This window comes from Achromobacter sp. KK8, assembly GCF_054188005.1.
The window spans coordinates 630,560-644,492 of sequence record NZ_CM135178.1 but is presented as its reverse complement, the minus strand read 5'-3'; the positions used below and the strand labels follow the sequence as shown (position 1 = coordinate 644,492).

8 protein-coding genes and 1 riboswitch are annotated in these 13,933 nt (G+C 62.8%); all 8 genes read left to right on the top strand.

The window, feature by feature from the left end; genetic code table 11:
* Window positions 1-110 precede the first annotated feature (110 nt).
* The 8 genes from ACVN9Z_RS03025 (at window position 111) to uca (ending at window position 13,890) form a co-directional block, all read left to right on the top strand.
* Window positions 111-2,168 carry an ATP-binding protein gene (locus tag ACVN9Z_RS03025; protein WP_458213089.1) on the top strand — a complete coding sequence of 686 codons (2,058 nt, stop codon included), beginning with the start codon at window positions 111-113 and terminating at the stop codon, window positions 2,166-2,168.
* 130 nt (window positions 2,169-2,298) lie between these two features.
* A complete protein-coding gene (locus ACVN9Z_RS03020; RefSeq protein ID WP_458213088.1) occupies window positions 2,299-5,526 on the top strand; it encodes an autotransporter family protein in 3,228 nt (1,075 codons plus the stop codon).
* A gap of 368 nt (window positions 5,527-5,894) precedes the next feature.
* Window positions 5,895-5,995, top strand: a riboswitch (guanidine-I (ykkC/yxkD leader).
* A gap of 60 nt (window positions 5,996-6,055) precedes the next feature.
* On the top strand, window positions 6,056-7,114 hold the full coding sequence (locus ACVN9Z_RS03015) for a putative urea ABC transporter substrate-binding protein (protein WP_458213087.1): 1,059 nt from the start codon (window positions 6,056-6,058) through the stop codon (window positions 7,112-7,114).
* Between the two features lie 13 nt (window positions 7,115-7,127).
* Window positions 7,128-7,943, top strand: coding sequence for an ABC transporter permease (locus ACVN9Z_RS03010; RefSeq protein ID WP_458213086.1), 816 nt, complete (start codon window positions 7,128-7,130; stop codon window positions 7,941-7,943).
* Entirely contained in the window at window positions 7,940-8,758 is an 819-nt protein-coding gene (locus tag ACVN9Z_RS03005; protein ID WP_458213085.1) for an ATP-binding cassette domain-containing protein, read from the top strand. Before ACVN9Z_RS03010 ends, ACVN9Z_RS03005 begins: the two co-directional genes overlap by 4 nt.
* Window positions 8,755-9,486 carry an urea amidolyase associated protein UAAP1 gene (locus ACVN9Z_RS03000; protein WP_458213084.1) on the top strand — a complete coding sequence of 244 codons (732 nt, stop codon included), beginning with the start codon at window positions 8,755-8,757 and terminating at the stop codon, window positions 9,484-9,486. Before ACVN9Z_RS03005 ends, ACVN9Z_RS03000 begins: the two co-directional genes overlap by 4 nt.
* 11 nt (window positions 9,487-9,497) lie before the next feature.
* Window positions 9,498-10,133 (top strand): urea amidolyase associated protein UAAP2, encoded by a 636-nt coding sequence (locus ACVN9Z_RS02995; RefSeq protein WP_458213083.1) that lies wholly within the window; start codon window positions 9,498-9,500, stop codon window positions 10,131-10,133.
* Between the two features lie 139 nt (window positions 10,134-10,272).
* Window positions 10,273-13,890: an urea carboxylase gene (gene uca / locus ACVN9Z_RS02990; RefSeq protein WP_458213082.1), complete on the top strand. Its 3,618-nt coding sequence runs from the start codon at window positions 10,273-10,275 to the stop codon at window positions 13,888-13,890.
* The last annotated feature ends 43 nt before the right edge of the window (window positions 13,891-13,933 follow it).

The following is a 13,933-nucleotide window of genomic DNA, read 5'->3' as shown; positions in this document are numbered from 1 at the left end:
CTGTCCAGGCAGTGCGTGGAATGGCGGTGCTCTTTGATGAGTACGTCGCACGGCATCCGGGCCCCCGTGTAGCAACGCGGGCTGGGTGGCTGTTGGCGGCATTGGCTGCCATGACGCCCGTTCTGGTTCTTGGAGCGAGCCACCAGGAGGAGGCCGTGCTGTCGTCTGTGCCGCCAGCATACTCGCTGGTGCTGACGGATGAAGAGCGGGCTTGGATCGCCGGGCATCCAACCGTTACTGTGGGGGTGTTGCCGGATCGGCGGCCGCTGGAATACCTCCAGGACGGCGTACTGCGCGGTCTGTCCGCCGAATACCTGAAAGAGATATCGCAACGAACTGGGTTGACGTTCACTTTCAAGCCGTTGCGCAATGGACAATCACGCGTGGATGGCGTTAGGCGCGGAGAGGTTGATGTCCTGTCTCTGGCATCTCGCAATCTCGGTACCGAGGCGCGCGACAACAACCTGCGTTTTACCTCGGCCTACATTACCAGCGCTGCCGTGGTCGTGGCCTGTGCGTGCGACCCGGTTATTACCGATCTGCAGCAATTGGAAGGTAAGAAGGTCGTCCTGCCGACGTACGGACCGTACACCGAGTTGTTGCAAGACAAACTTCCCAATCTTGTTTTCACCGCTGACGGACAAGCGACGAGTTTGCTGGAAACGGTGGCACAGGGCAAGGCAGACGCGACAATCGGCTCGGAAGTATATCTGGTTCCCTATCTGAACCGGCGATATGAGGGAGTGCTGCAGATTGCAGGGGTTCTACCGACGTTGACCTCGGATATCGCCATGGCGGTTTCCCACGATAACGCCATTCTCTGGTCCATCCTGCAAAAGGCGCTGCGCTCGATATCACCGGAGGACGCCCATCGACTGCGGCATGACTGGATCGAAAGCACAGATCTGGGGGCTCCCTCCGTCGACGTATTGATCCGGCATTACGGCTGGCAGGTTCTGGCGATTGCGGCGACGCTCGGGCTGCTTGGCTTTCTGGCATACAGCACATGGTACGAGTACCGGCGGGCCGTTCGGAACGAGCGGGAGAGGGACATGTTCCTTGCGGTCTTGAATCATGAAATCCGTTCGCCGATGCATGCGGTTCTGGCAGCGATCGAGCTGTTGCTGCGCACGCCGATGAACGAAAAACAGCGGCACCTGGCGGGGCTGGCCAATGGCGGCGCCAGTTCATTGCTGAGACTGTTGGACAATGTACTGGATATCTCCAAACTGGAGGCGGGCGAACTGATCTTGCATCATGAGCCGACGGACGTTGCTGAACTCGCCCGGGAGGTCGTCGAATTGCATCGGCTGCAGGCGGACCAGAAGGGAATCGGGCTTGTCATGACCATGGCGCAGCCGTATCCACGCCTGATGCTGGATACCGCCCGGGTGAGTCAGATTCTGCATAATCTGGTGTCGAATGCGATCAAGTTCACTGACAACGGTCAAGTCGATGTCGAGCTGGAGTTTGTGCCCGATTCCAGAGCGCCGCAAACTGGGATGCTGCATATCCGGGTAAGCGATACCGGGGTAGGGATTGATACGCGCACGCAGGAGAAGCTGTTCCAGCCTTATGTGCAAGGGACTGGCGCGAGAAAAAATCGCGTGGGTACAGGTTTGGGGCTGCTCATTTGCCACGAATTGGTCACATATATGCAGGGAAGTATCGCCCTGCATAGCGAACCGGGACATGGCACCACGATAAAAATCGCCTTGCCTGTGATCATCGGCGTCACTTCCGACAGTACGACGCATGGGACAGATCGCAGGGAGCAGGGTAGCTGCGTGCCGCTGAAAGTGCTGCTGGTGGAGGATGCGCCAGCGAATCAATATGTACTGAAGGCGCAACTGACGCAACTGGGGTGTGTCGTCGTGGTAACGGGAAACGGCGCGGCGGCTGGGCTGGCATATCAAGAAGACCGCTACGACCTGGTCTTGATGGATTGCGATTTGCCCGATATCAGCGGTTACGCGCTGGCCGAGAAGCTGCGGGCCTATGAAATAGAGGCGGGATTACCACGATGTCCCATCATTGCCATATCGGCTTCCTCTGGCAGTGAGCACGCCAAACGGTGCATCGACGCGGGTATGGACGCGGTCATCAGCAAGCCTATCCGCATGGCAAAGCTACAGGACGCCATTGAAATATGGTGCGGCGTGGGCTGAGTTCTTGAGGAGGTGGCAGTAGAGTGATTACTTGGTAAGTGGCTCATCGCCAACGTTCGTCTGGGATGCAAAAAAAACACTGTTCGACCATTGCCTTTTTTGTTCGTTATATCAGACCGCAAGGTGCATCATGAAACTGCGTGCAAAAGCGTTGAAGGCCGGTTTGCGCTTGAATCAACGACGTGGCTCTGTCTTGCCGTTCCCCGAGTCCAGTTCTCCATTGCGCGGACGTCCACCGAGCGAGCGCGTTGCGTCGCGCCTGGGCGCTAACGAGTTAGGAACAATCTCTCTGGTGCTTTTTCTGTCCACGGTAGAGCCCGCATTGGCACAAACCGTTGGGCCGGGCAATATTTCCAGCACGGTCAATGTTGGGGCGGGCACCACCACTATGGTGGGCGGGACGAATGTTTCCACAGCGACCGGCGCCGGTGTTCAGGTAAGCGGCGGCGGTACGTTGATAATCGATCCGTCGGCGGGTCCGAGTCCGGGTTCCGTTTCCATTCAGACCGCAGGCGCGGGCACGGGGGATTCGGGTATTCACTTGTCCGGGCCTGGCGCGCTGACGGTCAATAGCGGCGTCACGATCTCGACCACGGGAGGCGGGCATGGCGTTTGGCTGGCGAGTACCGCCGCGACGGCGCAGATGATAGGTACATCCATCACCACGACAGGCAATGGCGCGCTCGGTTTCCTGATTTCCGCTTCCGGTTCGACGGCCTCGCTCGACCGCGTGACGATTCGAACGTCAGGCGCGAATGCATATGGCGTGGCGCTGAACAATGGCGCAGCGGCCGCCATAGACCTCAAGGATAGTTCTATTTCAACAACGGGTGCTGGCGCCGATGGTCTGATGATCGCAACACCGGGCAACCAGGTAAATATGCAGCGGGTGACGATTACGACCGTGGGCGCGGTGGGCATTCGCAACCAAGGCGGCTCGATAAATATCTCCGATAGCTCGGTATCGACGCAAGGCGCTGGTGGAATCGGGATTGCGGTCCTGGGAGGAGCATTTACTGGCAACTCCGTGTCAGTGACAACATCGGGCCTCGGGGGCAGCGCTATTGGCATGGTCGCGCAGGGCGGCGCGCAGGTTTCCTTGGCGAGACCGGTCATCAGAACCTTGGCGGCGACCGGCATTCTGGTTGATGGGACGGGGACGACACTAAGTGCTACGGATGTTGATATCGCAACCACGAACGGTGCGGGCGGTGTAAGCGCTCAACGTAACGCCCAAGTCTCCATTGTCGGCGGACGAATCGAGACCGCCGGTGTTGGAAATCTGGGCGTAGTGGCCGTTCAGGGGGGGGGCGTCAGCGTCGAAGGAGCGGCCATCCAGACACGGGGAGATAATGCTTTCGGACTCGTGGCGCTATTGGGTAGCAGCCTGCAGGCCAAATCGACGAGTGTCGCCACGCAGGGGAGCAACGCGGCCGGCGTTCTGCTGGGAAACTCCGGCTCCGTGTTCACCGGTGAGAATTTCACCGTCACGACAGGAGGGGGCAACGCGCCAGCCGTGGCGCTCAATGATGGCGCGACATTGACGTTGAGAAATGCCACGCTCACCACCACCGGCGCTTCCAGCAGTGGCTTTGTCTCGGGGGTTCGCTCGGCGCCGACTGCCGTGAACACGGCCGGGTTCTCCAATGTGACGTTGGCGAGTGCGCAGTCGGAATCCATCGCAGCCAGCGGGGGAGTGACCAATCTGCAGTTCGATCGCTCGGATGCGACAGCCAACAATGGCCGCTGGCTCAATGTGACGAGCACCGTTCCCGGAAATCCCACTACGCTGAATCTCTCGGCCGACGCCTCGCGCGTCCAAGGTGCCGCCGCAAAGGACGCGGCGAGTGTCAGCAATATCAGCTTCAGTGGTGGCTCGACATGGATACTGACGGGCGATTCCTCGGCCACTTCGCTGACGAACAATGCAAGCCAGATTCTATTCAGCCCCAGTCAAGGCACGCCTTCATCGAACGCGAGTTACAAGACTCTGACGCTGTCCAATTATTCGGGAACGGGTGGCTCCATCGCGTTGAATACGTTTCTGGCGGGGGACGGGGCTGCATCTGATCGCGTGGTGATCGATGGGGGAAGCGCGACGGGTAGTACCGCATTGCGCATCGCCAATAGCGGGGGGGGAGGGGCACTGACAACTGGTGACGGCATTCTGGTGGTGGATGCACGAAACGCCGCAAGCACACAACCAGGGGCCTTCACTCTCGGCGACCGTGTGGCAGCCGGGGCATTCGAGTATTCGCTGTTCCGCGGTGGTTCCACCAATGGTGAAAGCTATTACCTGCGCAGCACCGTAATCGACCCTGAGGTGGCGCCGCTACCGCCAGAAGCTCCAGCAAATCCAGCGGACGAGGTTCCGAACTACCGCGAGGAAGTGCCGCTGAATATGGCAGTGCCTTTGCTGGCCGCGCGGTACGGCTTGGGAATGCTAGGCACCTATCATGATCGCGCGGGGGCAGTCACGGCTTCAGTTGCCCCGGAAGATGGGACAGGCCGATCGTCTTGGGCGCGTCTGATTGGAGAAACAGGAAGGGTCGGCGGCTCAGGGTTCAGGAGGTTCGAGAACGATGGTCCGTCTTATCACTATGACCTGGCTGGCTTCCAACTGGGGCAGGATCTATACCGCCGACAGGGCGCCGAGGGCGCGCGGGATATCGTCGGTGCCTATTTCGGTGTGGCATCCGCGTCGGCCGACGTCAACGCCGTGTTCGGCGGGCGCGCGGGCAAGGTCTCGATGAACGGAACGTCATTGGGCGTGTATTGGACACGCCAGGGCAGCTCGGGATGGTACGCCGACGGGGTATTGCAGGGTACGATTTTTAGCGATATCAAGACCCGTTCGAATTTGGGGCAAAGATTGTCCACGGATGGCACGGGTTTGGCGGCTTCGTTGGAAGTGGGCTATCCATTCGACCTGGGGGGGAATTGGGCGCTGGAGCCGCAGGGGCAGTTGATTTATCAGTACGTTTCCATCGATAGCGCCAAGGACGACTTCGGTCGCGTCAAATTCGACGACATCAAGGCGACATATGCGCGCCTGGGAGCGCGACTGAAGAAGCAAATGAATACTGAAGGAGGCGCTCCGGCAACCGGCTGGTTGCGTGTCAATGTCTGGCAGCAGATGGGGGCTGATTCGCGTACCTCGTTTTCCGGCTTGCAAGGAGGCAATGCGGTGACGTTGGCAAGCGATTTGGGCGGAACCTGGGCGCAGGTAGGGGTTGGCGTGTCGGGACAGCTTTCCAAACGTGTAAGCGTTTTTGCCGCGGCCGATTACAACCAGTCGTTGAACCATAGTGATGGCCAAGGGGTCAGCGGCAGGTTGGGACTGGCGTTTCGGTGGTAGTCCGAGTTATGGGGTGGCGCCGTCTTGCATGGCGCGCTGGACGGCGTGGTTTGTGACGCCGGCGCTCCGTTGCATGTTAGAGTCCCGCCGGTCGGGAGCAATTTCGCCGACAGTTGCCGACCTTTCGCCCCAGCTTTTGAAGGCTGGGGCGTTTTTATTTTCCGAACGCGGGCGTACCTTCGTGGTGCATGCCCCATGACAGGCACCACCACGGGGAGGATGTCGTCCACTTGCACGCTTCTGGTGCGTGTGGTGCGGACATCTCCTTTCCCTCGTCCCAGGGAAACGACATGGCATTAGCCGCAATTGATCTTGGCACGGTTGTTGCTTGTCAAGGACCATACGGGAGCGGCATACATGCTGCGGACCAAATGGTTGGCTAGGGTTCCGATCCGCATCAGGCGGGTGTCTGGTCCGAGAGCCGACGACCTCGGTTGAGGTTACACGGCGGGATAAAAGCCCGGGAGAGCGGCGCCATCGGCGTTTGGCTGCTCCCGTGCCTGTGTCCTCTCAACCGGAGTGTCCCGACATGATCTTGCGCCATCTCGTGAGTCTGACGATCCTTTGCCTTGCCGCGCTGTCGTCCCCCTTCGCCAGCGCGGCCCCGAGAACCAGCTTCAACGTCTGCTGGACCATCTATGCCGGGTGGATGCCCTGGGACTACGCCCAGACTCAGGACATCGTGGCCAAGTGGGCCAAGAAGTACGGCATCGACATCAAGGTCACCCAGCTCAATGACTATGTCGAGTCGCTGAACCAGTACACCATCGGCAAGTTCGATGGCTGCACCATGACCAACATGGACGCGCTCACCGTGCCCGCGGCCAGTGGCGTGGACAGTACGGTGCTGATCGCAGGCAGCTACTCCAACGGCAACGACGGCATCGTCTTGAAGGGGGCCGGCAAGACGCTCGAGGATTTGAAGGGCCAGAGCGTGCACCTCGTGCAATTTTCCGTGTCCCACTATCTGCTCGCGCGCGGCCTGGAGACTGTGGGCCTGCGCGAACGCGACATCAACGTTGTCAACACCTCGGACGCCGACATCGTCGGCGCCTTCGCGGCGCCCAAGGTGCAGGCCGTAGTGGCCTGGAATCCGCAACTATCCGCCATAGCCGCCATGCCAGGCAGCACCAAGGTCTTCGATTCCGGCAAGGTGCCTGGCGAGATCATCGACCTGATGGTCGTCAACAGCGCGACGCTCAAGGACAATCCCGCCCTGGGCAAGGCCCTGACCGGCGCCTGGTTCGAGGTCATGGCCTTGATGAAGGCCAATGACGATGCCGCGCTCACGCAGATGGCGAAGGCCGGTGGCACCACTTTGAACGACTACCGGGCCCAGCTCGCGACCACGGCCATGATGTACACGGCGGCAGAGCAGCTGGCCTTTGTCTCCAGCCCGAAGCTGCCCGAAACAATGAAGCGCGTCGCTCAATTCTCGTTCGATAAAGGCCTGCTCGGCGAAGGCGCGCGCAGTGCCGATGCCATAGGAATGTCGTTTCCCGGCGGCGTCACCGTTGGCAACGCTACGAACACCAAACTCCGGTTCGACGCGACTTACCTGAAGCTCGCCGCGAACGGCGAACTCTGACGGCGAGGCACTCATGCGCTTCATCAATCGTCGCCCCAAGCGGGGAGAACGCTGGCTGCTCGCCCTGCTGCCGTTTATCCTACTTGCGCTGGTCTACGCGGTCGCCTCGTCCGCGCGGCTGGCGGGAAATCCGGACGACCGCCTGCTGCCGAGCGCCGCGCAAATGCTCGATGCCATTGCGCGGATGGCCCTCAGCGAAGACGTGCGCACCGGCCAAGTGCTGTTCTGGTCTGACACCTTGGCCAGCGTGACGCGTCTGTTGCTGGGCATCGCGACGGCCGCCCTGGCGGGCCTGGGCCTGGGCATTGCCTCTGGCGTCTTTCCGATGCTGGGGGCCGCCTTGTCGCCCTTGATCGCGGTTCTTTCGATGATCCCGCCGCTGGCGATCCTGCCTATCCTGTTCATCGTCTTTGGACTCGACGAGCTCTCCAAGATCATGCTCATCGTCATCGGCATCACGCCGGTGCTGGCGCGTGACCTGGAACACCGGGCCCGCGAGATTCCCGCCGAGCTGTTGGTCAAGGCCCAGACCCTGGGGGCCAACAGCTGGACGGCGGTGTTGCGTGTGATGCTGCCGCAATTGCTGGCGCGGCTGCTGGTGTCGCTGCGGCTGATGCTCGGTGCCGCCTGGCTGTTTTTGATTTCGTCCGAAGCAATTTCGGCGACTGCGGGCCTGGGTTACCGGATCTTCCTGGTACGGCGCTACATGTCGATGGAAATCATCCTGCCTTACGTGGCCTGGATCACCCTGTTGGCCTGGGCGATGGACTGGGCGCTGCGCCTGATCCATCGCAAGTGCTTTCCCTGGTCCGAGGAGGGTTCGTCATGAGTTTCATTGAGATTCGCAATGTCTGGCAACGCTATGGCGACCAGGTCGTGCTCGAACAGTTGAACCTGCGCGTCGCCGAAGGCGAGTTCTGCACGCTGGTAGGCGCCTCGGGCTGCGGCAAATCCACCTTTCTGCGGCTGCTGCTCGGCAAGGAGCGGCCTAGCAAGGGCGAGCTGTGGCTCGAGGGCCGCCCTTTGCCCGCCGAGCCAGATGTTTACCGCGGCGTGGTGTTCCAGCGCTACTCGGTCTTTCCTCATCTGAGCGTGCTGGACAACGTGACTGTCGGACTGGAACTGCGGGCCGCGCCGTTGCTCGGCCGCCTGCTTGGCCGGCGCAAACGCGCCGCGCGCGAGGCCGCGGCGGAAATGCTCCACCGGGTTGGTCTCGGCCATGTGCTGGCGCATTATCCGAGCCAGCTCTCGGGCGGCATGCAGCAGCGCCTGGCCATCGCCCAGGCGCTCATCACGCGGCCCCGCATGTTGTTGCTCGACGAGCCCTTTGCCGCGCTGGACCCTGGCATTCGCAAGGACATGCACGCGCTGCTGCTCGATCTCTGGCGCGAAACGCGCCTGACGGTATTCATGGTGACCCACGATCTGTCGGAGGGTTTCCATCTGGGCACCCGGCTGCTGGTGTTTGACAAGGTGCGCATCGACCCCCAGGCGCCGCTGGCCTACGGCGCCCGCATCACCTACGACATTCCGCTCAACCCGGACCGTGCGGCGAGCGCCAAGACCGTGGCCAGGTTGCCGCCACACGTTTTCGAGCGCGCCTTGCCCCCGGCCGAAGACATTCACGCAAAAGGAAAATCATGAGTACCGACAGCCTTTTCATTGAAGCCCGCCTGTACGAGGAGACCCTGCCGGGCGGCGGCCACACGTCCTTCGTTCTCAGGCGTGGTCAAATACTGCGCATCACCGACCTCGAGGGCGGCGCAAACGTCGGCATGATGCTGCTCAATGCGCGCCAGCCCAGCGAGCGCCTGAACCTGCCCGACACGCTCAAGGGCCAGCATACCTTCCGGCTGACTGAAGGACATTGCCTGTATTCGGACATGGGACGCGTGCTGGCGGCCATCGTGTCCGACAGCTGCGGCTGGCACGACTGCGTCGGCGGCGTGCTGGATGCCAGGGAAGTGCTGGCCAAGTACGGCGCTGGTCGCTATCAGGAACTGCGCAATGGCTTCTTCCGCAACGGTCACGACAACCTACTGGTCGAGATGGGCAAGTGGAACCTCGATCTCGAAGACCTGTTGATGGTCGTCAATCTGTTCAGCAAGGTCGTGGCCGATGGAGATGGAGGCCTTCGCTTCGTCAGCGGAAATTCCCAGGCCGGCGACCACGTCGCGCTCTATGCGCCGATGGACACGTTGGTGGTGCTGTCGGCGTTGCAACATCCGATGGACCCGGATCCGCGCTACGCGCCGCGGCCAGTCCAGTTGGCCTGGAGCCAGGCTCGCACGGAAGGCGTCGCCGAGGTCTGCCGCGCGTCGCGCCCGGAAAACGCTCGGGCCCTCCACAACACCGAACGCCTGTACCTCTGAGGAACTTCGCCATGTCATTGACCGCCAGTCTTCTTACTCCGGAGACCGCCCTGTTTCGCCACGTCATTCCCGCCGGGGAGCCCTACCTCTTCGAGGTAAAGGCCGGGCAGACGTTGCGTCTGCTGGACCTCGAAGGCAACCAGGCCGTGGATACACTGTTCTTCAGCGCCGCCAATCCGCGCGAACGCTACGATCCGCAGCGCACCCTGCGCCGCCAGGACAAGGTTTACCTGACCACTGGCAGCGTGCTCTATTCCAACCTTGGAAATCCGCTTCTGACCATCGTGGCCGACACCTGCGGCCGCCATGACACGCTGGGCGGCGCATGCGCCCAGGAAAGCAACACGGTGCGCTATGCGCTGGGCAAGCGCCACATGCACAGCTGCCGGGACAACTTCCTGCGCGCCTGCCTCAGCGATGGCCGGTTGGACAAGCGCGACATCGGCGCCAATATCAATTTCTTCATGAACGTTCCGGTAACGCCCGAGGGGGGGTTGACCTTCGAGGACGGCCTCTCGGGCCGGGGTAAGTACGTCGAGCTCAAGGCCGCCATGGATGTCATCGTGCTGATCTCGAACTGCCCGCAGCTGAACAACCCATGCAACGGGTGGAATCCGACGCCGGCAGAAGTGCTGGTGTGGGACTGACGCGGAGCTGCCAGGCGTCGCCGAGCATCGTTCCTTTTATCGAGAATCGCGGTTGCGCACGCGCGCCTCGTTCTCCCGCCTCGGACGACCGGGGCGCGACATCTCATCGCGGGACGGCCCGCCTCTCGAGATACCTAGAATGTTCAAGAAACTCCTGATTGCCAACCGGGGCGCCATCGCCTGCCGTATCGAGCGCACGCTGCATGCTATGGGGGTCCAGAGCCTCGCCGTCTATTCCGATGCCGATGCGGGCAGCCTGCATGTGGCCCAGGCCGATGAGGCTTACTGCCTGGGCGATGGCGCTGCCACCAACACCTACCTTGCGACGGACAAGCTACTCGATGTGGCGCGCGCCGCCGGCGCCGACGCGGTCCATCCCGGCTACGGGTTTTTGTCGGAGAACGCCGCCTTCGCGCAGGCCTGCGAAGCAGCTGGCATCGCCTTTGTCGGCCCCACGCCAGAGCAGCTACGGGTGTTCGGCCTGAAGCACACCGCACGGGCGCTGGCCCGCGAACAGGGGGTGCCGTTGCTCGATGGTACCGACTTGCTGGATGACCCCACAGCCGCCCTCGCGGCGGCTGAACAGGTCGGCTACCCGGTGATGCTCAAGAGCACTGCCGGCGGCGGCGGTATCGGCATGCGCGTGTGCCGGTCGCCGCATGAACTTCAAGATGCCTTCACTGTCGTACAGCGCCTGGGGCGGAACAACTTCAGCGACGCAGGTGTGTTCATCGAGCGATACATCGAGCGCGCTCGCCACCTGGAGGTGCAGGTGTTCGGCGACGGCCGGGGCGAGGTGCTGGCCTTGGGCGTGCGCGACTGCTCGGTGCAGCGGCGCCACCAGAAAGTCATCGAGGAGACCCCCGCGCCCAACCTGCCCGACGCCGTCGCCTCCGCGCTCTGTGAGGCAGCCGTGAGGCTGGCGCGCGCGGTGTGCTATCGCAGCGCGGGCACGGTGGAGTTCGTCTATGACAGTGATGCGCAGCGTTTCTATTTCCTGGAGGTCAACACCCGGTTGCAGGTCGAGCACGGGGTCACCGAGCAGGTCTGGGGCGTGGACCTCGTGCGCTGGATGGTGGAGCTTGCCGCTGGCACGCTGCCGCCATTAGCGGAACTCTCGCAGGGCCTGCAACCTCAGGGACACGCTATCCAGGCGCGGCTGTATGCCGAGGATCCCGGACGCGATTTCCAGCCAAGTCCGGGCCTGCTCAGCGAGGTGGTCTTTCCGACCTCCGACGGCCATGCGCTGCGAATCGACACCTGGGTGGAAGCGGGCTGCGAAATCTCGCCATTCTTCGACCCCATGATCGCCAAAGTTATTGCCTGGGAGGCTACCCGGGACGCGGCGCGCGCCGCGTTGGACGTCGCCTTGGCGGACACCCGTCTCTACGGCGTGGAGACGAACCGAGACTATCTTCGCCAGGTCCTAGCGGACGCGCCTTTCTCCAGCGGATCACCCTGGACACGCTGCCTGGAAACGCTGGCCTACCGTAGCACGGCGTTGGAGGTGCTGTCGTCGGGCACCCTGACCACGGTGCAGGACTGGCCCGGCCGCCAGGGATACTGGGCCGTCGGCGTGCCGCCCTCCGGGCCGATGGACGACCGCGCGCTGCGGCTGGGCAACCGGTTACTGGGCAACCCCGAAGGCGCCGCCGGGCTCGAGATCACGATGTCGGGACCGCGGCTGCGCTTTCGCGCGCCAGCGGTAGTGGCGGTGACCGGCGCGCGGCTGCCGGTGTTGCTCGATGGTGTCGAGCAGCCCATGGATACGGCATTGTTCGTGCTGGCTGGCGCCACGCTAGCGCTCGGGGCCGTCCAAGGTTCGGGAGCCCGATCCTACCTGGCGCTGCGCGGAGGCTTGCAACTGCCGGACTACTTGGGCAGCAAGAGTACCTTCACGCTGGGCCAGTTCGGCGGCCACGGCGGCCGGGCGCTGCGTGCCGGCGACATCCTCCATCTGCCGACGCCCGACGATCGCTCGGCCGGCGCCAGTTTGCCGGCGGCGTTGCTCGCTCCGCTGCCGGCCCTGCGCCGGATCCGCGTTCTCTATGGCCCTCACGGCGCTCCCGAGTACTTCACCGCTGAGTATATCGAGACCTTCTTCGCCGCCCAGTGGGAGGTGCATTTCAACTCCAGCCGCACGGGGGTCCGGCTGATCGGTCCCAGGCCAGAATGGGCGCGCGACAGCGGCGGGGAAGCCGGCCTGCACCCCTCCAACATTCACGACAACCCATATGCCGTAGGGGCTGTGGACTTCACGGGGGATATGCCGGTAATCCTGGGACCCGACGGGCCGAGCCTGGGGGGCTTCGTGTGCCCGGTGACGGTCATTGAGGCCGACCTGTGGCAGCTTGGCCAGCTCAAGGCGGGAGACCGTGTGCAATTCGTTGCGGTGGACCTTCCCACGGCGCGCCGCCTGGCCGACGCGCGCGGCCAGGAAAGCGCGACGCTGGTGCCGGTCGAGGTGGACTGGCAACCCGGGGTCGCGGTCTCGCCGATCGTGCTCGACAGCGGCGTCGGCGACCAACGTCTGGTGGCTCGGTTGTCGGGCGATACCCATCTGCTGCTCGAAGTGGGCGCGCCCGAACTGGACCTCGTCACGCGCTTCCGGGCGCACGCCCTCATGCAGGCGCTGCAAGCGCAGGGCATTGACGGCATCGTGGACCTGACGCCGGGCATCCGATCGCTACAGGTCCACTATTGTCCGCGCAGATTGCCGCTGCCGACCTTGCTGCGGAGGATCATGGCGCAATGGGAACTCGTGAGCGCCGCCGACGACGTGAGCGTGCCCTCCCGCATCGTGCATCTGCCGCTGTCCTGGGACGATCCGGCTTGCCGGCTGGCCATCGACAAGTACATGACCACCGTGCGCAAGGATGCCCCGTGGTGCCCGAGCAATCTCGAGTTCATCCGCCGCATCAACGACCTGCCCGATATCGAGGCGGTCCGCAAAACGGTCTTCGACGCCAGCTACCTGGTGATGGGGCTCGGGGATGTCTATCTCGGCGCGCCGGTGGCCACGCCGCTGGACCCGCGGCATCGCCTGGTCACCACTAAATACAATCCGGCGCGTACCTGGACGGCCGAGAACGCCGTGGGCATCGGCGGCGCGTATCTCTGCGTCTACGGAATGGAAGGGCCCGGTGGTTACCAGTTCGTTGGCCGCACGCTGCAGATGTGGAACCGCTACCGGAACGTACCTGCCTTCGACGGCCAGCCCTGGCTGCTGCGCTTCTTCGACCAGTTGCGCTTCTATCCTGTCAGCGCCGAGGAGCTGGAGCGGATCCGGCGCGACTTCCCGCTGGGACGGTTTCCACTGCGGATCGAGCCAGCGGAACTGCACCTGGCTCAGTACCAGGATTTTCTGCGCCGCGAGGCCGATGGCATCGCGGCTTTCAAGTCGCATCAGAGTGCGGCCTTCGACGCGGAGCGCCAGCGCTGGATCGATAGCGGACAGGCGCACTTCGAGATCGATGACAGGGCGGTCGGGGTACCGCAAGCTGAAGCGCCGCTGCCCGACGGTTGCCATGGCGTGGAGAGTGATATCACCGGCAATCTATGGCAGATACGGGTACACGTTGGCCAGCAGGTTCGGCCCGGCCAGGAACTGGTCGTTCTGGAGTCCATGAAGATGGAAATCACGCTGAACGCGCCATTCGGCGGCACTGTGCGCGAGGTGCGCGTGCAACCCGGCTCCCCGGTGCGCGCGGGTCAGTGCGTCGTGGTCATCGAAGCCGACCAAGATGCTCCCTTTTAAGGCAAGGAATTCTTCGCGCCAATGGACAGAACAGGGGATTAAA

Excerpts from the sequence above, each read along its gene's own strand:
- ACVN9Z_RS03025 (WP_458213089.1), top strand. The coding sequence starts at position 111 with ATGACGCCCGTTCTGGTTCTTGGAGCGAGCCACCAGGAGGAGGCCGTG.
- ACVN9Z_RS03020 (WP_458213088.1), top strand. The coding sequence starts at position 2,299 with ATGAAACTGCGTGCAAAAGCGTTGAAGGCCGGTTTGCGCTTGAATCAA.
- ACVN9Z_RS03015 (WP_458213087.1), top strand. The coding sequence starts at position 6,056 with ATGATCTTGCGCCATCTCGTGAGTCTGACGATCCTTTGCCTTGCCGCG.
- ACVN9Z_RS03010 (WP_458213086.1), top strand. The coding sequence starts at position 7,128 with ATGCGCTTCATCAATCGTCGCCCCAAGCGGGGAGAACGCTGGCTGCTC.
- ACVN9Z_RS03005 (WP_458213085.1), top strand. The coding sequence starts at position 7,940 with ATGAGTTTCATTGAGATTCGCAATGTCTGGCAACGCTATGGCGACCAG.
- ACVN9Z_RS03000 (WP_458213084.1), top strand. The coding sequence starts at position 8,755 with ATGAGTACCGACAGCCTTTTCATTGAAGCCCGCCTGTACGAGGAGACC.
- ACVN9Z_RS02995 (WP_458213083.1), top strand. The coding sequence starts at position 9,498 with ATGTCATTGACCGCCAGTCTTCTTACTCCGGAGACCGCCCTGTTTCGC.
- uca (WP_458213082.1), top strand. The coding sequence starts at position 10,273 with ATGTTCAAGAAACTCCTGATTGCCAACCGGGGCGCCATCGCCTGCCGT.